General features: G+C 59.3%; 18 protein-coding genes. 10 read left to right on the top strand and 8 right to left on the bottom strand.

Annotated features, from left to right (window positions below; all coding sequences use genetic code 11):
* The first annotated feature begins 42 nt into the window (after positions 1-42).
* Complete coding sequence (locus HDG34_RS18585) at positions 43-930, top strand: hydratase (RefSeq protein WP_184061624.1); 888 nt, start codon at positions 43-45, stop codon at positions 928-930.
* Between the two features lie 434 nt (positions 931-1364).
* Positions 1365-2009 (top strand): hypothetical protein, encoded by a 645-nt coding sequence (locus HDG34_RS18580; RefSeq protein ID WP_184046304.1) that lies wholly within the window; start codon positions 1365-1367, stop codon positions 2007-2009.
* Between the two features lie 243 nt (positions 2010-2252).
* Here HDG34_RS18580 and HDG34_RS18575 read toward each other — a convergent pair whose 3' ends face one another.
* The 3 genes from HDG34_RS18575 to HDG34_RS18565 form a co-directional block, all read right to left on the bottom strand.
* Positions 2253-2909, bottom strand: coding sequence for a 2OG-Fe(II) oxygenase (locus HDG34_RS18575; protein ID WP_221309172.1), 657 nt, complete (start codon positions 2907-2909; stop codon positions 2253-2255).
* Between the two features lie 334 nt (positions 2910-3243).
* A complete protein-coding gene (locus HDG34_RS18570; RefSeq protein ID WP_184061623.1) occupies positions 3244-4560 on the bottom strand; it encodes a hypothetical protein in 1317 nt (438 codons plus the stop codon).
* A gap of 167 nt (positions 4561-4727) precedes the next feature.
* Complete coding sequence (locus tag HDG34_RS18565; protein ID WP_184061622.1) at positions 4728-5666, bottom strand: nitrilase-related carbon-nitrogen hydrolase; 939 nt, start codon at positions 5664-5666, stop codon at positions 4728-4730.
* 1118 nt (positions 5667-6784) lie between these two features.
* On the opposite strand from HDG34_RS18565, the gene HDG34_RS18560 reads away from it, so the two are divergent.
* The 3 genes from HDG34_RS18560 to HDG34_RS18550 all read left to right on the top strand — a co-directional run bounded on the left by HDG34_RS18560 (position 6785) and on the right by HDG34_RS18550 (position 8633).
* Positions 6785-6970, top strand: a complete 186-nt coding sequence (locus HDG34_RS18560) for a hypothetical protein (protein WP_184061621.1) — start codon at positions 6785-6787, stop codon at positions 6968-6970.
* A 572-nt stretch (positions 6971-7542) separates the two neighbouring features.
* Complete coding sequence (locus tag HDG34_RS18555; protein WP_184046296.1) at positions 7543-7845, top strand: VF_A0006 family four-cysteine protein; 303 nt, start codon at positions 7543-7545, stop codon at positions 7843-7845.
* Positions 7846-8240: 395 nt separating this feature from the next.
* Entirely contained in the window at positions 8241-8633 is a 393-nt protein-coding gene (locus tag HDG34_RS18550; RefSeq protein WP_184061620.1) for a hypothetical protein, read from the top strand.
* Positions 8634-9112: 479 nt separating this feature from the next.
* Here the strand turns inward: HDG34_RS18550 and HDG34_RS18545 are convergent, their stop codons facing one another.
* Both HDG34_RS18545 and HDG34_RS18540 read right to left on the bottom strand, forming a co-directional pair.
* Positions 9113-12061 (bottom strand): EAL domain-containing protein, encoded by a 2949-nt coding sequence (locus tag HDG34_RS18545; protein WP_184061619.1) that lies wholly within the window; start codon positions 12059-12061, stop codon positions 9113-9115.
* Positions 12058-13293: an ABC transporter substrate-binding protein gene (locus HDG34_RS18540; protein WP_260321220.1), complete on the bottom strand. Its 1236-nt coding sequence runs from the start codon at positions 13291-13293 to the stop codon at positions 12058-12060. The genes HDG34_RS18545 and HDG34_RS18540 overlap by 4 nt, the downstream gene beginning before the upstream one ends.
* Before the next feature lie 809 nt (positions 13294-14102).
* On the opposite strand from HDG34_RS18540, the gene HDG34_RS18535 reads away from it, so the two are divergent.
* Positions 14103-14417 carry a DUF4148 domain-containing protein gene (locus HDG34_RS18535; RefSeq protein ID WP_184061617.1) on the top strand — a complete coding sequence of 105 codons (315 nt, stop codon included), beginning with the start codon at positions 14103-14105 and terminating at the stop codon, positions 14415-14417.
* A gap of 274 nt (positions 14418-14691) precedes the next feature.
* Here HDG34_RS18535 and HDG34_RS18530 read toward each other — a convergent pair whose 3' ends face one another.
* Entirely contained in the window at positions 14692-14940 is a 249-nt protein-coding gene (locus HDG34_RS18530; RefSeq protein WP_129961873.1) for a hypothetical protein, read from the bottom strand.
* 184 nt (positions 14941-15124) lie between these two features.
* Entirely contained in the window at positions 15125-16171 is a 1047-nt protein-coding gene (locus HDG34_RS18525) for a phytoene/squalene synthase family protein (protein ID WP_184061616.1), read from the bottom strand.
* 92 nt (positions 16172-16263) lie between these two features.
* Here HDG34_RS18525 and HDG34_RS18520 point away from each other — a divergent pair, with 92 nt between their 5' ends.
* The 4 genes from HDG34_RS18520 (at position 16264) to tehA (ending at position 19803) form a co-directional block, all read left to right on the top strand.
* A complete protein-coding gene (locus HDG34_RS18520; RefSeq protein WP_184061615.1) occupies positions 16264-16731 on the top strand; it encodes a hypothetical protein in 468 nt (155 codons plus the stop codon).
* Entirely contained in the window at positions 16679-18244 is a 1566-nt protein-coding gene (locus HDG34_RS18515; RefSeq protein ID WP_221309170.1) for an ATPase domain-containing protein, read from the top strand. The genes HDG34_RS18520 and HDG34_RS18515 overlap by 53 nt, the downstream gene beginning before the upstream one ends.
* Positions 18245-18250: 6 nt before the next feature.
* On the top strand, positions 18251-18601 hold the full coding sequence (locus HDG34_RS18510) for a PleD family two-component system response regulator (protein WP_184061613.1): 351 nt from the start codon (positions 18251-18253) through the stop codon (positions 18599-18601).
* Between the two features lie 179 nt (positions 18602-18780).
* Complete coding sequence (tehA, locus tag HDG34_RS18505; protein ID WP_184061612.1) at positions 18781-19803, top strand: dicarboxylate transporter/tellurite-resistance protein TehA; 1023 nt, start codon at positions 18781-18783, stop codon at positions 19801-19803.
* Between the two features lie 65 nt (positions 19804-19868).
* On the opposite strand, the gene HDG34_RS18500 is transcribed toward tehA, so the two are convergent.
* Positions 19869-20360, bottom strand: coding sequence for a DUF4126 domain-containing protein (locus tag HDG34_RS18500; RefSeq protein WP_090807556.1), 492 nt, complete (start codon positions 20358-20360; stop codon positions 19869-19871).
* Between the last annotated feature and the right edge of the window lie 86 nt (positions 20361-20446).

Raw genomic sequence — 20446 nt, 5'->3', positions numbered from 1 at the left:
CACTGTGTAACAGAGCACGCCCACGTTGAAGGAGTGGAACAGATGCGTTTCGATCCCGCTGCCGCCGCGGCCCACTTGGAATGGTCGTGGCAGACCGGGCTGGGGCTTGGAGACTTGCCGCCCGGATCAAGACCCAGTTCGCTGAGTGGCGGCTACGCCGCACAGGCGCTTTTTGTCGAGCGTATCGGCGAGCCAGTGATTGGATGGAAAATCGCGGGTGCCTCGCCGCGCGGACTGCGCGGCGAGTTAATCAACGCTCCTGCCACCGGGTGCTTGGTCCAATCGCGAGTCCCACCTTCGGGCAGCATCCTCAATTTTCGCGTCGATAGTCGTGCGACGCTTGAAACCGAGGTTGCTTTTCGCTTCGGTCGCACGGTTTCTCCTGCAAAAGAAGCGTTCGATACGTCAATGCTTGATCGTGCTTTTGTTGCCATCGAGGTCGTGTGTAGCCGATACATCGACAGGAAAGCAGTCGCACAGCCTAGCTTCGTTGCCGATAACCTTGGATTCCACGCACTAATCTGCGGCGAGCAAATCCCCTTTGCAGATGATTGTTCCTTTGATGAGGATGCAGGCATCTGGCGCAACGGTGAGCGTATCGCATCAACGCTTAATGGCGATGATCGAACTCGGCCGTTTGAATCCCTTGCGTTCCTTTGGAAGGAGTTCGCGCGCCAAGGTCGGACGCTGGAAAGAGGAGCGATCGTGACAACCGGCACCCTGAGTGCACCGGTAGACTGCACGAGCAGCGCAAATCTGACAGCACGGTTTGCGGACGCCACCGTCGGTGTGGCGCTGAGATTTTCGTCGGATAACGCTCAAGATGACGACGGCAACGTTCGCAACAAAGGTGTACTGAAGTCAAGAGTCAATGTTGAGCATTACGACTGGCTCAATGGTGCATCGCCGTTCCCGCAGTCCGAATTCTAGTGGTAAGCCTTTGCGATCAGCCGCCACGGCGCTTGCTTGATAACTGGGTCAATTCCTTCCGGGGCGCGGGAGAAGCTAGTCGGAATGCAGGCGTGCCAAGTGGCTGAATCGCCTCTGATACCGGCCGTAGAATTCCACTTATCGTGACCGTCTGCAAAGGGTGGCGGATTCAACCGGTGGATGCAATAGTTTGCTGGAATCGTTAGACGCCCGTCCGCTCATCCTCTGATCCTGTGCGAGGATCGACCCGTCTGATGTCCGGCGGCAGGAGCGGCGGCATAAGCCGCCGCGCCATTGCCGCCGCGCAAGCCGGTAACATGCGAATAGCGCAGAATAGGATCGTGAGCATCTTCAACCGCGCGTGAGAGGAAGTGGCGCCCGATTTCGGTCGTTATGGCCTACGCGTTAGCGACAACCTTGTTGCAGAGAGCCAAATGAAGAAAGGAAAGACGAAACTTACCCGCCATGATGCTGAGCGCCTTTTCGAGGGTCTGCCTAATGGGAACGTGAAAGTATCGAGCCGGCCAGAGAACCCATTCGATGCAGGGGTGTTCGACGAGGTCGAGCGCGTCGACGACGAAGCCAAACTCTGGAAAGACAACCTCATTACTCTTCCGATGGCGATCGAGTTGCCTGCTGCCTACGAGTCGGTATCTCGCATGCGCGAGTCGATGGCGAGGGCATGGCGGGCGAAGTGGGTAAGGGAAGGTAAAAACGAGGTTGTCACTGAGTTTCCTGAAGGTTGGACAGCCGTTCGCCCGGAAAGCGGACCCATAGAGTTGCGAGATCCGTCCGGCGTGGTCCGCGCCATATACGGGTGGGCCGAGGATGCTGAGCTCAGGATTCTGCCGCGGTATCTGGTTGAGTCACAGACGAACAGTTCAAGCGGACTGGGCAGCTTGCTCGTCCGTGATCGCGTGAACGGTCGAGTACTTGAGAGGTCGTCGATCTGGTCGGCTCAAACTGGTACCAACCATCCCGATTGGGCCCGGTTGTCAGAGTGGCTCAACTTACACTATCCACAACATCGCGACCCGCTTCGGTACTGGGAAGATTGCGAGGAAAATCTCCAACACTGAGCTACTTTTTGGGGACTCTGTTCCCGCGTCTGCTGCACCCAGGGTGACGGGGGCGAAAGGAGGGCTCACGGCTTGATTGAGCTTCCGAGCTCGGCCACATTGTCGTGACTCGGCGTTGGCTTCGCGCGTATGCCATCGGCACCATGCCGAACTGGACACTAACGAAATCCGGCAATTGATTGTCAAGCTGATCCGAAAGGGCGCGATCCTGGACGCTAACCACAGATGCGCACGCGGTTCGGCTTACACCCGCTGCCTCATCCAGCATGCAATGCTCATGCGGTCGCGCGTGGCGGGCAGCACCTCGTGTTCAAACTCCGCCGAGAGAAACAAGAGCAGCGTTCCGGCGCGCGGAAAGACGTCGTGATAAGACTGATCGGCAAGGTATAGCCGCAGTGCGCCGCCCTCGGCGTCCTGCCACGCTTCGTTGAGGTAGAACACAGCGGAAATCACGCGGCTGTCGCTGTTACGCAGGCAGTCGAGGTGGCGTGCGTATCCGGCACCTGGCGGATATACCGCGTAGTGTGATTCGCTATCGACCAGACCGAGAAACAGGTCGCGGTTGAGCGCGTTCCGTAGCGCGTCGATGCGATCGGCGAACGCCTGCTGCCGCGTGCTCAGCGCGTCGGGTTGGAACCAGTGCGTGCTATCGCCGCGCAAGAGTGTGGCAGCGCGATTGGCCCCCACACGGGCTGGTGTCAGCAGTTGCGCGTCGTGCATGGCCATGCATTCGGTCGATAAGGCCTGCGTCTGGCTCTGTGACAAAAAGTTCGACACGACACACCAGCCGTCGACGGCGAGCGTGCGTGTCGCGATGTCGAATTCGCTGGATCGGGAATTCGACGCGACATCGATTGCCTCGTCCGGCGCGGCGTCGCCGATCAGGCAATCAACCAGCAATTCGATTTCCGCTTCAATCAGGGGGTGTTCCAGAAATGCATCCGTTTTATTTGTTCTTCCGCTGGCGGCTCGATCGAGTACTCGCTCGGGTCTGCTACCAGCTGGTCAAAACCATCAAGCGTTGTCGGGGGCGCGTCGAACGCGGGCATTGACACACGCCGGACCCAGGAGGAAGAGCCGGGCCGAGGTGGTCGATCTGTTGGGACAACCGCGCAGTCTACACGAGTGGGACGAAGGCTGAACGAGCGACCACGAAAGACCCTGGATTACGAAACACCGGCTGAACGATTCGATCGAACTATTGCATCGACCGGTTGAATCCGCCAGGTTGACGCTAGCGGCCAAACTTCTTTAGCCAGCTCACCGGAAGCCCGTGCTTTCTGGGAATCTCCGCGTTTCGTTTCGAGGTTTGCCGCGGTCCGGTTCGACCGCGTCTGACATTCATACCTTTCAGGCGGCTGGTTGCGGCTTCGACCAACGTCGTTCGCACCTGCACGCGGGTCGCTTCGTCAAGGATAGAACTCGCGATCTCGTCGATCGCTAGTGCAATGAGCGCATCGCGCTTTTCCGGCTGTAGTTGCAGCCAGGGGCCCCACGGATCGATTGGAATCGGCCTTCCGCCAAGAACTAGCGAACCACCTGCGTCATCGGCCACACCCCCGAGAAGGCGCCCTACAAGTACCGGCAACGGAAAATGCCACGATGGCCAGCTCGTCGTGGGTGACAGCATGAAAGCCGTCAAAGTGCCGTTCTGCTTCCCCATCCCGATGATCTGTCCGCTAGCGTTGATATCGAACACAACCTCCAGATGCCATCCGGGATCCGAAATCAGCTTGTCCAGAAGCGTCGTCGTCCCGTTTTGATAGAGAAAAGCTCCAAAATGAAAGCCGTTGTTTAACGACGGATCGTCAAACACGCAACTGCCGACCACATCACCACTGTTGTTGATTGCCGTTGCAGTACCCTCGGTTGCTCCAGCGGGCAGCGGGATAGGCTGAAAGACCGGCGTCGCCTGCCGTGTGTCGCACGTTCCCGGAACGGCCTTGTATGTGGGCGGCGTGCCGGCTGCTCCGCAGGCTACCCCGGCGTCGTTAATGCCGTACGCGCTTTCCATCGCATCCAGCATCTTTGTGGCGCCGCTCGCGACGCTATGTACTCCCGGCTTCCCGGAATCACTAAAGCCAACTGCTTCTCCCTGGTTGTTTATCACGGCAAGATTAAGCGCCGGAACAGTGGCAACGAGACGGTTTGCGGGCACGCTGAACAGGAAACCCTCTCCGTTAGTGCCGCCGCCGCAAACGAGCCCCTGATCGTTGACATCGGCCGCCCATGAGATCGGCCCGACCAGGTTCGAGAGGTCAGTCACATTCCCGGCGTCGACGATGATGGCGGACTCGGTTGCGTAGTTGTCCGTTGTCATGCTGCCCACAGCGATAAGGCCGTCGTTGATACCCCAGAGGGTCGTGTGATTCGGAGGCGCAAGGGTAGAGGTAAGCCAGCCGTTTAGCCATTGCGCGCCAACCGGCCGCGATTGCCCCTCGTCGTTCACAAATGTGGTTCCGGCTGCCTGACCATCATTACCCAATGAGTATGCTTCCGCGCTCACGGGGGCGTCAGGATCAGGTCCCAATATTGGCAACAAGGAATACATAGCGTCCTCCATCGCCCGAGAACCGGGCATCATTCGCCTGTTTCAGGAAGGCACGGTGAAGTGCCGCAATGAAATGCATACTGAGACCGATTGTCCTCGGTGATGTCGCGACCGACGTTAGGCATCCGTGCGAGGCCGTTTCGGAGAAACAGCCCGACGAGGCGCAATCAACGGTTCTGCTCAAAGACGACGGGTGGGGTAACCGACTCATTTACATGGAGGCGGAATATATCCGGACGTGCGTAGTGCCCTACGACATCGAAGTCGTATTTTCCCCTCGCGAGGTCAGCGAGATCCAGTTCATGAACAAGCAGGGCGTCTTCATCGAACACGGGCCCGGCAAGCACCTCTCCTAGTGGTCCCACTATGCAACTGCCGCCACGCATGAGGACGGTATCCGGATTGTTGCCCTGGACGGCAGCATAGTTGTCCGGCGCATCGCGGCGCCGTAAATGCTGACACGCAGAGAGCACAAAACAGCGGCCTTCCATCGCAATGTGCTGCATTGAAGCAACCCAGGTGGGCCGACTATCCGCTGTCGGCGCGCAATAAATCTGTATTCGCTTCGCGTACATGGCCATGCGCAAAAGCGGCATGTAGTTTTCCCAACAGATCACCGCACCCAGCCGACCGAAAGGCGTATCGAATACGGGAAGCGTCGACCCGTCGCCAAACCCCCAGATCAACCGCTCGGCCGCTGTGGGCATCAGCTTTCGATGTTTTCCCAGCAGTATTCCATCGGGCGCCAGGAAGATGACGGTACAGTAGAGCGTACCGCCGTCGCGCTCAATCACACCGACGATCAGGTATTGCCTCAGGTCGCCTGCGATCTGCGCGATTCGATTTGTCCACACAGATGGCACCTCGATCGCGCTGTCAAAGTACCGGCGATAGTCCTCTCTGCCTTCAGGCGTCCTCTCGCCGACGGGAGCGCCGAAATGCAGTCCCTTGGGATAGGCGGATACGAAGGCTTCCGGGAACACAATCAATTGCGAATCGAGTTTCGACGCCGCGACTACGTCCCGTTCGAGCTTGGCCAGCGTTCGTTCGACATCGAACATGGCCGATCCCGTTTGCATGACCGCTGCACGCAGAACTTGCTCCATTCTGACCTCCGGTTCGAAGGCGTTAGTTCACTTTATTAAAGGGCGAGAATTGGTGCGCGCATAGATTTTTTGGCCATGGTTCAGATCTCACATCGTTGAACGCCCGTCAGCCCGTCTCTACGCCCTTTTCAGCGGATGACAAAGGCAGGTGGATTGATTCGTCGAGTCGGGCAACTGCGCCGGAGGACCCAGACATGTCGGAATGTGGGCAGAGAAAAGTCGTGATCGTGATGTGGCGGCAATTTCAGTTTAGACGCGGCGGTACTTCCTGCTATATGCCATTCGCATATGCACAGACGGCTCGCAGAAGCCTTTCGACGCTGGATTTGCCTGTGTAGTGGGGCACGCTTGTCTCATCCGCGCCCTTGAATACGGAAAAACAGACGGTGCCGTTCACGCCCGCTTCGCGCGACCTTCATTTGAACTGGCACTCTCGGCCATGTTCAGCCGGTCGCCCGCTCACTCGGCCAGACATTCAAAAGTCGCTTTCATGCTGAAAGCTGCCGCTCGCTTTGCTCCGTGACCCGGAAGAGGCTTGCCGTTGAACCTCCGACTATGGGTTGTGTGCGCTTCCGTCGACAACAGTTAGTCCAGGCGGCTTGGCGAGTATTCGCATCGCTGCTGCAGCGAGCATCTTCGATGACCTGCATGAGTGTCTCGCAGGAGAACGGCTTGTGCAGATAGACATCGAAGAGCCGGGCAATGTCTCGCTGACTGACAGCATCTCCCGTCATTGAAACGAGGAAAGCCGCGGAGCGAATCGGCGTTTCCCTCAGCGACCGTGCGACAGACTCATTGTCCTCAGGCTTCGATCGGATTCTAAGCCTCGAGGACATCGTACAAACACGGGATACGGAGGCGGACCGCATGTGTCGCGATCTAACCCACAGCGCCAGACGGAGAGTTGGATCCGACCCACCGGTCGCAGCGCGCATGTCTGTCTACCAATTCGCACCGGTCGCCATTAAAAATCCAATATTTTCAATTAGTTGTGTGATCGCTTACCGCGGTGCCACCGTTTGGCACGCACTTTGCCTTGATCCTCATCGAGGAGTATCTACACCCTCAAAACAAGCTCTGACATTCCTGACTGACTAATTTACCCTTGGAGAATCGAAATGAACGCGCTGGTAATCAAAGACCTCCCCGTAGTCGTTGAGATGGATCGTACTGCAATGACCGCCGTCAGCGGCGGCAGGTTGCCGCAGCAGATCGTGAACATCATCCAGGCCGTTGGCGACTATGCAAATGACGCTCCTACCCAGCACAGTTTTACTGGCAGTGGGACTTCTGTGACGTACTAACAGAAACACGGTGATTTCGTACCTCAAGGCCCCGCCAACGAGGGGCCTCTTTGAATTCGCTTCCGGTGACTTTATCTGCGCTGCCCCGATACCGACCGTTCCGCTTCAATTCGACGGGTTGTTGTGAGCGTGAGCATTCTTTCCGAGGGCATTACGACCGTTTTCTTGTTCACGATCGATGAGGTACTAGGCTTCCGGTTCCTCACCAGGCGTGCTCAACTTTTCTCCTCGCAAAACAACGGACTCCCACGCGGATCGCGGACGCGAAACACCATGACGACGCAGGTCCCAGCACCTTGTTGGCTTAAGCCGCCGTCGGTGTGGCGACCGGCCAGCGGCGGCTAAGTCGAATAGTTGTTCCCGAAAATGCCACTTGAACGTACGGACCGGTCAGTTTTCTGCCAGTGAGAGCGCGCACCGTGACTGGCCGTTGAGGGTCGGTCTGAGGCATTCACATAGGTGGGCCGAGTGTTTGACTCGGCCCTGCCACCACCGGTCATTCGACACTGACGCCTGAATCGCTGATAATCGGCAACTGCCCGCCGTTATATCCCTGAGTCTTGGTCGCAATCATGCTCAAACTCGCCTATCTGTTTCTCTCGATCACGCTCGCCACCCCGCTCTCGGCCCTAGCGTACGGTAGTGATAATCCAGACTACGATCAATGCATTCTGCATTCGTTGGGAAACAGTCAGAGCAGCTTTGCGGCTCGCCAGATCAGCAACTCGTGCGACGCGATTTACAGAAATGGCGCAATGCTTTTGCCGCGCGAAAGAGCGTATCACCTGTGTGTCCTGCAAAATGTGCAGACCGTGAGAGGAGCATTTGCGGTCAACGAGATACTGCATGCATGCCGACGTCAAAATCAGATGTAGGACGGACGCCATTGACGATTGCAGCCCTGAGATTCGCAAGATTTAATTTCGATTGCGTTCATTGACCCCGCCCCGTGGAGACGTGGCGAGACACTGGCACGAACGGCTGCTTCCGGAAAATGCCAAGGTCCGCTTCGGGTCCGACTACTGCCCGACCCGAGGCATCAATGGCGGAGCACGCCGTCAGCTCATCGTCGGACCGGGTGCGGCCAGGAACGGCCTCTCACCATCGATTTATGAACGTCCGTTCATCAACTGCGAACCGACTGCGAGGCTGTCGAATTTCCGGGTCGCTCTAAAGATTTCCTCCCTGTAACCGATAGTAAGGTGAATCGCTCGCTAACAGCGATTCACATTCACCGTGCCCAAAAAATAACCCACTTCTACGAGGGAACATGAAGAAATTCGTGGTGGTAACTGCAATCGCCGCTGGCGCCATCCTGCTGACCGGATGTGCCGGCGTGGGTAACGATTCATTGCGTTCGGAAACGGAGTCCACCGTTTCGACCAAAATCGTCGAAGGCAAAACGACGAAGAACGAGGTCCGCAGCATGTTCGGCTCGCCGATGAAGACCGAGTTCACGGACGGCGGCCTGGAAATCTGGCATTACGAGTTGACCAAGCTGCATGGCGACGCGGTCAATTACATTCCGGTTGTCAACCTGTTCGGATCGAGCGCTAGCGGCACGAAGAAGGAGTTGGTGGTGCTGTTCAACACCGATAACATCGTGAAGCGCTTTTCGATGAGCGAGTCGGATGTATCGCGAAAGACCGGCATCTTCAATTAACCGATCTGCTCGACCGGTCCTGGTCTATCTTCACCGCCACGAAGGTCCTTTTGTTACGAAATGAGAAGGGGCCAATGTCCGGCCGGCGACTGCACTTGATCGAATGACCGGTCTACCTCAAGCACCTGCCCTTTGCTTGATGAAACCTCAACGGCACCGATGGGTCGACCTCTGCCCGACGCGGACTGATGAATGGCGGCTCACTCGGCGTGTTAAACGTCGGACTGGGTTCGGCCACAAGCCGCCGTTGGTCGATGCCTCGATATACACGTTCAGGCGTATCTTCGAGCCTGCAAACGGACTTTCGAGCGTTGAGTCCGCCGGCCTTTGCGGCCATTGGCGCCCCGTCCGATCGCAGCCTGTCCAATGGCTTCTCCCGAAAACTCGGAAGACTGAGGTCGAACTGTTTTCGACCGTTCGAGACTACCGTGACCGGGGCTCGTTTCTCGATACCTGGCATACACTCGTTCGGCGATAGCTCACGATTCGTCGCGCACCTCTTGATGAGCCGCCTCCCTGGCTGTCGGCCACACCCGCTCCTCAAATTGATCAGATGGAACCGGCTCCGAATACAAAAAGCCTTGCGCAAAGTCACAACCCACGGCGGCGAGAAAATCACGTTGATCCGTCGTCTCGACCCCCTCGGCAATAACCTGCAATCCCAACTTGTGAGCGAGCATGACCATTGCTTCGCAGAGCGCCTGATTGCCGCCGTCGAAACCGAGGTTCTGTACGAATGAACGGTCGATCTTGAGATAATCGATGTCGAAGCGCTTCAGATAGGCCAAGGACGAGTAACCGGTCCCGAAGTCGTCGATCGAAATCCCGATTCCTGCCTCGCGGAAACTCAGCAACTTCTCGTTCAATTCGGCGTCCAGTAACAGCCCTTCGGTTATTTCAATTGCCACGCTCTGTCTAGGCATGCCTTGCCGAATGAGGTATTCCGACCATTGGATACACACCAGATTGTCCTGGCGAATCTGCACCGGTGAAATGTTGACACTGATCTGAAACGATGGATGGAATCGTCGGCGCCATTGATGCGCCTGGCGCACGGCCTGTTTGAACACCCAATCGCCGATCGGAACGATGAGCCCCGTGTCTTCGGCCAATGCGATGAAATCCAATGGACTGATCGTGCCGCGCACAGGGTGCAGCCAGCGAATTAGCGCTTCAGCTTTGTAAATTTCGCCAGTCGCCAGATTGACGATAGGCTGGTAATAAACACGGAACTGTTCGACTTGCAGGGCGGTACGTAGATCGCTCGTGAGACGCTGGCGCTTTTCTGCCGCCACTTGCAACTCGGGCGTAAAGTAGTGGAAACGGTTGCGCCCCGCGGCTTTGGCCGCGTACATAGCCTGGTCGGCATTCTTGAAGAGAACATCCAGTTCTGTCCCGTCGTCAGGGTAAAGCGTGACTCCGACACTCGCAGAAATGAAAGCCTCGTCCGGACCAAGCTTGAAGGGTTGGGCCAGCGCGGCGATGATCGTCTTCGCGATCTGTTCGATGCTCCCGGTGTCGTCCAACTCGGGCAGAATCACCGTGAACTCGTCACCGCCAAGTCGAGCGACCGTGTCGAATTCACGCACACACGAGGTAATGCGCCTCGCGGCCTCGATCAGCAGGATGTCGCCCATATCGTGTCCGAGCGAGTCGTTGACCTCCTTGAAGCGGTCGAGATCGATCAGCATCAAGGCCATCGGCCGCCCGGAGCGATGGGACACGCCGGCTTCGTGCTCGAGACGGGCATGAAACATCTGGCGGTTCGGGAGATGGGTCAGCGCATCGTAATTAGCCTGTTTCCATATCGTTGCCTCGAATGCCATCCGGTCCGACAAATCACGACCGACCGCCAACACGGAGTTCACCTCGCCCGACGCGTCGATCTCTGGAGTGAGCCTGATATGGCTGCACTGTTCCTGTCCGTCCTTACTGAGCCATCTCAGTTCGAATTGGCGACTTTTCCCGGTTGCAATGGTTTCGCTGATCTTCTTCTCGTAAGCCAGCGCGTTAGCACCGCCCGGTATCTCTGAGGGCCGTTTGCCGAGCGATTCGCGAAGGCTGCGGGCCGCCGAGACACAGAAAGCCGGATTGGCGTAGGTGCGGCGCAGCTCCCGGTCGTAGCGCGTGATCGTGTCAGGTGAATTCTCGATCAACGTGCGCGACTCCTGCTCTTTGGCGACGAGCTCGGCCGTTCGCTCGATGACCGTCTGCTCCAAGGTAGCGTTGATCTCGTTGATCTTCTGGATCTTCTGCCCGATCGCCGCACTCATTCGTTCGAACCTGTGCGCCAATCTGCCCAATTCATCCTTTACGCCAATCTCACTGCGCGCGTCCACCGATGCCTCCGCCTCTGCGCCTGCATCGCTACCGGTGTCGTCCATCCTTCGCACCAGATCTTTGAGCGGTACAGAGATGCTGTGTGAAATGAAGTTGGCGAGGAAGATCGAAAGCAGAAACCCCGAAATGCCCACCAGTATGATCTGATCGCGTACGGACTGTGCCTCCGCCGTCAACTTCTTCTCCGGGATCGTACTGACCACAAACCATTTTGTGCCGGCGATACCCGTGTATGCAGCGAGATATCGGTCGCCATTCTTGCCATGGAAGTCGACGAAGCCATTTGGCTCGCCGTGCGGATCGGCGTTTGTGATTCTTTCGAGCAGACCCGGTTCAGACTTTCCGTCGGTGCTCATTGAAGAGCCGTCGGCACGAACAATCAGCTTGTCGCTGCTGGCGTCAAGTACATAGATCTCCGTTCCACTGCCCACGGCGACGTCATTGAAAATCGATGAGAAATACTCGGGGCGAATCACTAGAACCAGATTACCGATCTGTCGATTGTCGCTCTTGCCGATGATGGCGCGCACCATCCCGAGATCTTGCTGACCGGCCCCGTTGTCATAGCTGCCCCAGTAAGGCCGGCCATTTCGATCGGGAGCCTGTTGGACCAGATGCACCACACTTCGCGTCAATTGCGCGAACGCCTGGGTGTCCGTGATCCGGTTGTCCTTGTCGAGCAAATATTTCTGATTGATGAAATCAACCGCGCCGTAGTGCTCCAGGAGCAGTCGGGTCAGATCCTGGCGAGCTTCGCTCTGCTCCTTTTCATTGCCGTGTGCGACGCGGGTCAGCGCGTCTTGAACCTGATCGGAGAGCACCAGAAGACTGCTCTCCGTCTCGATCTGCTCCATCCGCAACGAGATATTTTTGGATACCTGTTTGACTACCTCTTTGGAAAATATCTCCGCTTTGTGCTTGAACTCTGCTGTTGACTCCACATACGAAATGTAGCTGGAGACAAGTATCGGTATCAGCGAAAGCAGGATAAACGCGGTTATCAGCCGGTAGCGAATTTCGACCCGGCGCAGCAGATCCAACGAGAAGTACGCGAATGCGCTTCGCAGCCAGGCGATCAGTGGGCTCATTTGTAGTGCATCTTCGCTTCATTCTTAACAGACTCGTCCAGGAGTTTTGCAGCCTGCATTGGCGTGATTTTCCTGAACAGCACATCCTGTATCAATCGATGCAAGCGCTCGATGGAATTGGAGGGTAGAAACGAATAGTACGGGCTGCCGGTCACGGCATAGCGACTGACCATGTTCGTGTAGTCGACAATCTTCTGATCGCTCACCACCATGCCCGGGAACTGCTTGAATGGGGAAATGTTCTGGCGCTTGATCTGGAGGATGGAAAACCCCTGCCCAGCGACGAACTCGAGAAAACGCATTGCCGCGGCCTTGTTGGGCGTTTCCGACACCGCAAACCCGGTTTCGCTGCCGATCACGGGCACCACCTGCTCGCCTGGCGCGTTCCAGGGCGGGATGAGCACGCCAACTTCAAAGGGATTGCCGTGCAGCAACAGACCGGCTGCCCAACTGCCGTGAAAAGCCATTGCGACCTTGCCCTCCTTGAATAGCCGTATGCCATCATCGTAGCCAGTTGTCATGAACGATTCCTGTACGAAACCCCGTTCCGGCATCAGCCTGATCCTGGCGAAAATATCCGCTACCTGGGGGGTGTTCAAATCCAGCGTGCCATCGCTGATTTTGTCCTTCCAGTCTGGCTCGCGCGCAACCACATTGTTAGCAAAGCCTGAACTGAAGGGGCCGTTGCCGAGCATATTTGGGAAGCCGCCGTTCCACATTATTGGCGTATAGCCCGCACGTTTGAGCTGTTCGCAAACCGCCAGGAATTCGTTGAAATTGGTCGGCAGCTCCCTGATCCCCGCCTTCGCAAACATGTCCTCGTTGTAATAGATCAACGTCGTAGCCATTCCCCCCGCTATTCCAAAGTGCCTGGATTGGCGACTGGTCCAGTCTTTTTTGAGAGGATCGAGCATGTTGTTCCAGGCGGATGTCTTGCTAACGTCGGCGAGGAGCCCTTGATCGGCCAGGTCGGCCGCGTAGGCATTCGGGTTGATACTCACCAGATCGGGCAAGTTGCCGGAGGCGATCCGCGGCTTGATATTTTCTTCCACCGAATTGCCAATCATGAACTGCACATCCACGTGTATGTCCGGATTCAGCTTGCTGAATTCGGCAGCAATCTGAAGCATTTCTTCCGGCCAGTCAGGAGCCCAGATCAAGGCGGTGATGGTGGTACTGGCCGGCCCGCTCGTGTTCGAAGAATCGTGGTCTCGCTGATGGCAACCGCACAACGAGAAAAGAATGAAACAGGCCAAGACCGACAGCAAGGAGCCAAACTCAGTTTGTCGCACGTGGGGTTCACTTTTTCAGATTCGGCTTGGATTGGGCGGCCCTCGGCAGAGGCTATGGGCGCATTCGACGGCAAACCGGTGAAACTTTCATCGCGGTCGAATCACTTGCATAACCATGGCGGCGTCCCTGCAGCGGTAAGTTGTGACGAAGCCCGGCATGCCGCTGCGCATTTCATCACAAATCTTTCTCGCTGCCGGCCGATCTTTTGTCATCGACGACGCCTATCGATCGGCACCTGAATGTCTATAAAACAGGGCTGCTTAGAGCTCTTGACGGGTAGGCACTCACACGGCATATCGGCAACAGACGCAGATACTTTAACTGAAGGGAACGCCTGTACTTCCGGTCGTCCGCTCAGGGCCGATGACCCGCCGAGCGACTGGCAGGAATGGATCGCCGCTGTAGTTTGGAAGCTGCCGAATATGTGGTGATGGGTTCACGGTCGGCTTGGGGTCGATTTGACGCAATCGCGGACCACCTTACTCCCGCAAGGGATGTCGACCGCCCGGATCAATCACGAACTGTGGCAGCAGTCGTTCACCGACCTCGCATAGTTTTCATTTCCTGTGACACCGGCCACACGTCTACGCGTTAACCCTAAAAGTTCCGTCGCTTTATATCAATGTTCGCAACAAACATTACCTACCTCACGACTTACTCTGTCCAGTTCGCCAAATTACAATGCAATCACTGACTACGAACATGCAAGTTCGCAGCAAGATAAAACCCTGAACTGGAGGTAAGTATCATGAAATCGCTGATTCAAGCCGTTGTCATCGCCGTCGCTGTCGCCGCTCCGGTCGCCGCGTTCGCGCAAGCCAACCAGCCCGTGACCCGCGCTCAAGTGCGCGCCGAGCTGATCCAACTGGAAAAGGCCGGCTATCAACCTGGTCACGCCGACCCGCACTACCCGGCTGACATCCAGGCTGCGCAAGCCCGCGTCGACGCGCAAAACGGCGTCGGTCAAGCCGCTACCGGCTTCGGTGGTGTGGTGAGCGGTACGTCGCAAGCGAGCCATGCGGCTCCGACGAGTGGCCCGAAGTCGGTCTACTTCGGTCAGTAAGCGGTAGGTGGCAGGCGGTTCGTCAAGCGCAGCTGTGTGGCCACGAAGCCCTACGGCGAAACGGACCGCGAGCACTTCCAAATAGCGCGTCCTTGCGACGCGCACCCCGATTCAAATGAACTGGCCCGCGACTCGGGTATCTCCGAGCGCGGGCCAGTTCGTATGTGGTTACCTCCGTCATCGGGCTCCCGATGACTTCGCCCAGGCCTTCACGGTCTGGGCGCTTTTTCGCGCCGCTCTGCGTGCGCCGCGATGAATTCTCAGCTGCCCGCGCTCAGTCGCGTGCGATCAGATTGCCGACCTGGCCGCGCCCGGTCACGAGGCAACTCGACAGGAAGCTCTCGCTCTGCGCGCTCGCGCCAGCGTCACCAAAGCCCTTTTTCAACGCGTCCGATTTGACGAGCGCCGCGCCCTGGTGACACGTAATCGTGCCGACCTCGCCCGCCTGCGCACGCATCAACGCCCGATCCGCCATCAGATAGCCAAGCAAAAGCACCAACGCAATATTGAACGCTTGTCGCATGGGTCGCCTCCTTTTCGAAGAGACTAACGTGAAGCGCGAATGCAGTGGCCTGGGGCTTTCCCGATTGTTGAAGATTCAATGATCCAGAATAAATCGCGGCTACTGCGGGCGATTCGTAGCGCCTTGAAGCGATTCAGTTTTATTCGATGCGCGTGACTGTGCGCGCAACCGTAGGCGTTTACGCCTACAGCCGAGTTTCGATCCGCGCGATGCGGCTATTGATCGCATGGCGCACCAGCGCATTCGACGGCACCAGCAGCAGCGACGACGCGATGATCCGATACACGTCATGGCGCGTCACCTTCGACACTTTCGCCGGATCGAGCCACGCGTCGTTATCCGCGAGCAGCAGTAAGGTGTCGAGGCCGATGAGGATCGGCCACAGGCAGGCGAGCCGCAAGCGCACCGCGCTCACCGGAATCGCGAGCGTATAGTCGAGCGCCGTGCGGAAATGATCGAGCGTCTTGCGCAGCAGTTCGACGAGCAGCGGCCGCGCGCGCATCGAATTGGCCGGTTGCAGCAGATCGCGCGCGCTCAGACCGTGGCGCTCGAGCATGCTCTGCGGCAAATAGCAGCGGCCGATGCGCAAATCTTTTCCGCAATCGCGCAGCACGTTGGTCATTTGCAATGCCTTGCCGAAACGCACGCCACGCTGCTTCATCGTGTCGGGTTGTTCTTTCAGCGTGCCCGGCATGTGCGCGTAAGTCATCGTGGTCCAGAACTCGCCGACGCAGCCCGCGACCAGATACGTATAGCGATCGAGTTCGTCGTATTCGCGCAGCGCCGCGATCTGGCCGGAGCGTTCGTCGGGGAACGTGCGCAGATCGAATTCCATGCCCTCGGTCAGCGTCGTGACGATCGCGCGCACCGCGTGGCAGTCGGACTCGCTCAGTTGCGCGAGCACGTCGAGCGCGGGGCTCAACGATTCGAGCAGCAGCTTTTCATCCGACTGCGCCTGCTGACCCGCGACTTCCGCGGCGATGCGCTGGAACGGCGCACTATCGACGGCCACGCCATTGACCTGATCGCGCAACGCGAGCAGCAATTCGAGGCGTTGGCCTGGCGCGATCAGCGAGGTGTCCGCAATCGTATCGGCCGCGCGCGCGAGCAGATACGCAAGGCCGATCGGATCGCGCATGCCGATGGGCAGCACGCGCAGCGTCAGATAGAAGGAGCGTGAAACGCCTTTCAGGAGCGGGCCGAGAAGAAAGGCCCGGGTCGGATTCGGCATGGGTTGGATCGGTTGGCAAATAGGCGGGTGAAAGCCCGCTGGGATCAGGCGCTGCCGAATTGTATACGGCGAGGCGCGTCACCCGGTACACCATGAACCAGCATCAGAAGCCGTCCGCCGAAGCCGGCGCCACTCGCAGCCGTCGTTCGAACCTGCACCTGACCTATGGGATCGGCAGCCTCGACCGCAGCCTGCGGCGCCGTATGAGCGAAGCGCTCGCCTTTCCGTTTCATTGCATCGGTTTGCAAGTTCGACCGGCCACCGCACTTCACTCCCCCCTCATACCGCATGCACCGGGCTTCTCGCCGCCGGCCTTTTTCGCCCTCTCACGCCGCCATGTCGAGCACATGCCGTTCGCCGAGCACGCGTTGCCGGATAGACTCCCCGCATTTCACGCCGCGGGACACTGTCGCTCGCGATCGGGAATGGGGATTGCTGCCGCAACGGGGTTGAGCACAGGACGGTTACGACCAGGCCGTCGCTTGCACTTTGAACGACACATCGACAATGACTACCGACGCATCCAACACGTCCCGCCCGTCCGACGCGGCGCGACCTAACGCGGCGCGACCTAATGCGGCCCGGCCTGACGCGGCCCGACCTGACGCGGCCCGACCTGACGCGGCCCGACGCAATGTCGAAACCGGCGTGCCCGGTTTCGACGAGATCCTCGGCGGCGGTCTGGTGAGCGGTGGCGTCTATCTACTGGAGGGCATGGCCGGCGCCGGCAAGACGATCCTGTCGAGCCAGATCGGTTTTCATCGGGTGCGGCAAGGCGAGAAAGTGCTGTACATGACGCTGATCGCCGAATCGCACGACAAGCTGCTCGGTCACCTGAAAGGCCTGAGCTTTTTCGACGAAGCCGCGGTCGCGCAGCAGATGCTGTTCGTGTCCGGCTATCACGAGCTGATGCAGGACGGCCTAGACGGTTTCCTGAAGCTGATCGCGTCGAGCATCTACGACTACCGGCCGAGCCTGATGATCATCGACGGCTTTCGCAGCGCGCGCGAATTCAGCGAAACCGAGCTGTCGCTGTCGAAGTTCATTCACGAGCTGAACGCGCTGGTCGCCGCGATGGACTGCACGACGCTGCTGCTCGCGCCGCTGTCGGGCAACGAGTCGCATCCCGAGCACACGCTGGTGGACGGTCTGATCGAGCTGAACAGCTATCACGACGGCATGCGGCGCGCGCGCGAAATCGAAGTGCACAAGATGCGCGCGCGCGATCATCTGATGGGCAAGCACTTCTTCCGCATCGCCGGCAGCGGGCTGCTGATGTTCCCGCGCCTCGAAGCGCAGTGCGCGGAGCAAGCGGGCCCCGTCGATCTGAAAGCACGGCTCGGCTTCGGCTTGCTGCACCTGGACAACCTGCTCGGCGGCGGCTTCGCGCAAGGCGCAACGACCACGCTGATCGGCCCGTCGGGCGTCGGCAAGACCCTGCTGTGCCTGCAGTTCCTCGCGGCCGGTCTCGCACGCGGCGAGCGTTGCGTGTATCTCGGCTTCTACGAGAGTCCGCAGAGACTCATCGGCAAGGCCGAAGCGGTGTCGATCGCGCTTGCCGATGCGTGGCAGGACGGTCGTCTGATAGTGCTTTGGCAGCCGGCGATCGAACTCGCGGTCGATGAAATCGCGTCGAAAGCGCTCGCCACCGTCAAGCAGACCGGCGCGACGCGCATCGTGATCGACGGCGTCGAGGGCTTTCGCGATTCGGCGTTGCGTACCGAGCGCTTCGGCCTGTTCCTCAATGCACTGCTGCATCAGTTGCGCGAAGCGACCGTCACGACGCTCGTCACGGAGGAGCTGCCGCTGTACAGCGATCCGGGTCACGCGAAGGCCGTGCGCGTGTCGGCGCTGACCGAAAACCTCGTGCTGCTGCGCTACGCCGAGACCGAAGGCGGACTGCGGCGCGTGATTTCGGTGGTGAAGCAACGCGAAAGCGCGCACGACACGTCACTGCGCGAACTGTCGATTTCGTCGCAAGGACTCGACGTGATCGACGGCTCGCCCAGCGCCGCGGGCATCCAATCGACGCCGGGCCTGTCGGCCACGCTGCAATTGGGGCGAAAAACCTAGCCGCCCATGAAAACCATTCTGGTGGTGGACGACGAGTTCGACATCCTCACGGTGTGGCGGCTGCTGCTGGAACGACACGGCTATGCGGTACGGACGGCGTCGAACGGCTCCGTCGCGCTCGAACTGGTCCGTTCGAGCCGGCCCGATATCATCGTGTCCGATTGCATGATGCCGGTCATGTCGGGCCTCCAGTTGTGCGCGACGCTGTATGAGGACCCAGAGCTGCGCGAGATTCCGATCATCCTGTGCAGCGCCGCGTCGGACATTCCGGTGCAGCCGAATCCACATTTTGCCTACGCGCGCAAGCCGCTTTCGTTCGACCAGCTGCTGGCGATGCTGGTGCGCATGGGCGGTTGACGGCCGCCCTTCCTCCCCCGCCTTCTCTGCCCCTTTCCCCCGCTAAAACACAGCTTGAGACGCTCGCGCCATTTGTCGAGCGTTTGCAGCGTTCTGCGATTCTCCGTGGCCTTTTACAGTAGGCCATCGATCGCGCATGGCCAGCAACCCGCAGCGCGACGCAACTTTCGGAGGTCGTCATGAACAGCAATCGTGGTGCGGTTCCCGCTGGCTTCTTGAGCATCGCGGTGGGCTCGTTGGCGCTGGCCAACCTGTGGCGCGTAGCAATCCGCCTGTGGCACTTGCCGGCCGTCGCCGGCAGCGTGGTGACGATCGCGGCGCTCGCCGTCTGGGTCATCATTTTGTTCGCCTACGCGCACAAGTGGTTCGCACGGACCGCCGACGCACGCGCCGAACTGGACCATCCGGTGCAGTCTTCGTTCGTCGCGCTCGCGCCGATCTCGACGCTGCTTGCCGCGCAACTGCTGCAGCCGTACGCGCATACCCTCGCGCTGACGCTGTACGGCATCGCGGCGATCGCGCAACTTGGGCTCGGCGTCTATCTACAAGGCAAGCTGTGGCAAGGCGGCCGCAAGCCCGAACTGACCACGCCGGCGATCTATCTGCCGACGGTCGGAGCGGGCTTCGTCGCGGCGGCGAGCTCGGCCGCATTCGGCTTCCATCAACTGGGCGAGCTGTTTTTCGGCGGCGGCATGCTGGCGTGGCTCGCGCTCGAATCGATGATCCTGCATCGCGCCGCCGTGCATGAACCGCTGCCCGAAGCGCTGCGCCCGACCCTCGGCGTGCAACTCGCGCCGCCAGTCGTCGGTGGTGTCGCGTATTTGAGCCTCACCAGTGGCACGCCCGACCTGTTCGCCTACGCGCTGCTCGGCTACGGTCTCTATCAGGCGCTGATGCTGCTGCGTTTGCTGCCGTGGATCCGCCAACAGGCATTCGTGCCCGGCTACTGGGCGTTCAGCTTCGGCGTAGCGGCGTTGCCGACGATGGCCCTGCGTCTCGTCGAACGCGGCGCGACGGGTCCGATCGAATTCGCGGCACCGGTTCTGTTCCTGGTGGCGAACGCGATCATCGCGATTCTGGTCGTGAAGACGCTTCAGCTGCTCGTGCAAGGCAAGCTGATGCCGCCCGTGGCGGCGAGTTCGACGGCGGCGGCGCCAGTCACGCAAGTCACGACGGCCGCGCGAATCGCCCGGGTTCAATAAGCTGCGGGCAGCGACCGAACGCGGCGGCGACGCGCAAAGCGTCCCGCCGCGTTTTTGCGTTTGTGTCAGAACCCGTGCAACGACACGACGATCAACGCAGCCGCGACGATCGCGACCACGTCCTCGATCAACGCCGCGGGCGCATCGCGCCCGAACATGCTGGCGAGCGAACTGCGCACCTTCGCGCCGCCGAGCGTGCCGATCACCGCGCCTACCGCGCCGACCACCGCGCCCACCACCCCGACGATCATGCCGCCCGCCAGGCCGCCATGCGCGCCGCTGATCGCCGCGCCGCTCAGCGCACCGAGCACGATTCGCGCGCCGAACTGCAGCGGCACCTTGCGGCTCGGCGTTTCGGGCAATTGATCCGTGATCAGTTCGATGACCGCCAGCACGGTGAAGATATACGGCGTGGCCGCGAAGCCGAGGAAGGCAAGCGACGTGCCTTGCAGCGGCAGCCATCCCAGACGCGCGGCCCAGCTGACGGCGGTGGGGGCGATCATCGAGCGAAGGCCGGCGACGACGCCAATCAGCAAGGCCAGAACATACACGGACATAGCGGACTCCCGATCGAGGGCAATGATGCAAGGTTGCACGAGCCGACGGCTTACCTGGACGAACGTCGGCAGAACATGTCGAGCAT

This window comes from Paraburkholderia sp. HC6.4b (assembly GCF_014200875.1).
In the GTDB taxonomy this organism is placed as follows: Bacteria; Pseudomonadota; Gammaproteobacteria; order Burkholderiales; family Burkholderiaceae; genus Paraburkholderia; species Paraburkholderia tuberum.
This window is presented reverse-complemented; position numbering and strand designations above follow the sequence as displayed.

What these genes read in the sequence shown, in the direction of transcription:
- HDG34_RS18555 (WP_184046296.1), top strand. Translation starts at nt 7,543, where the DNA reads ATGCTCAAACTCGCCTATCTGTTTCTCTCGATCACGCTCGCCACCCCG.
- HDG34_RS18580 (WP_184046304.1), top strand. Translation starts at nt 1,365, where the DNA reads ATGAAGAAAGGAAAGACGAAACTTACCCGCCATGATGCTGAGCGCCTT.
- HDG34_RS18510 (WP_184061613.1), top strand. Translation starts at nt 18,251, where the DNA reads ATGAAAACCATTCTGGTGGTGGACGACGAGTTCGACATCCTCACGGTG.
- HDG34_RS18515 (WP_221309170.1), top strand. Translation starts at nt 16,679, where the DNA reads ATGACTACCGACGCATCCAACACGTCCCGCCCGTCCGACGCGGCGCGA.
- HDG34_RS18520 (WP_184061615.1), top strand. Translation starts at nt 16,264, where the DNA reads ATGAACCAGCATCAGAAGCCGTCCGCCGAAGCCGGCGCCACTCGCAGC.
- tehA (WP_184061612.1), top strand. Translation starts at nt 18,781, where the DNA reads ATGAACAGCAATCGTGGTGCGGTTCCCGCTGGCTTCTTGAGCATCGCG.
- HDG34_RS18565 (WP_184061622.1), bottom strand. Translation starts at nt 5,666, where the DNA reads ATGGAGCAAGTTCTGCGTGCAGCGGTCATGCAAACGGGATCGGCCATG.
- HDG34_RS18560 (WP_184061621.1), top strand. Translation starts at nt 6,785, where the DNA reads ATGAACGCGCTGGTAATCAAAGACCTCCCCGTAGTCGTTGAGATGGAT.
- HDG34_RS18570 (WP_184061623.1), bottom strand. Translation starts at nt 4,560, where the DNA reads ATGTATTCCTTGTTGCCAATATTGGGACCTGATCCTGACGCCCCCGTG.
- HDG34_RS18530 (WP_129961873.1), bottom strand. Translation starts at nt 14,940, where the DNA reads ATGCGACAAGCGTTCAATATTGCGTTGGTGCTTTTGCTTGGCTATCTG.
- HDG34_RS18545 (WP_184061619.1), bottom strand. Translation starts at nt 12,061, where the DNA reads ATGAGCCCACTGATCGCCTGGCTGCGAAGCGCATTCGCGTACTTCTCG.
- HDG34_RS18535 (WP_184061617.1), top strand. Translation starts at nt 14,103, where the DNA reads ATGAAATCGCTGATTCAAGCCGTTGTCATCGCCGTCGCTGTCGCCGCT.
- HDG34_RS18585 (WP_184061624.1), top strand. Translation starts at nt 43, where the DNA reads ATGCGTTTCGATCCCGCTGCCGCCGCGGCCCACTTGGAATGGTCGTGG.
- HDG34_RS18525 (WP_184061616.1), bottom strand. Translation starts at nt 16,171, where the DNA reads ATGCCGAATCCGACCCGGGCCTTTCTTCTCGGCCCGCTCCTGAAAGGC.
- HDG34_RS18550 (WP_184061620.1), top strand. Translation starts at nt 8,241, where the DNA reads ATGAAGAAATTCGTGGTGGTAACTGCAATCGCCGCTGGCGCCATCCTG.
- HDG34_RS18500 (WP_090807556.1), bottom strand. Translation starts at nt 20,360, where the DNA reads ATGTCCGTGTATGTTCTGGCCTTGCTGATTGGCGTCGTCGCCGGCCTT.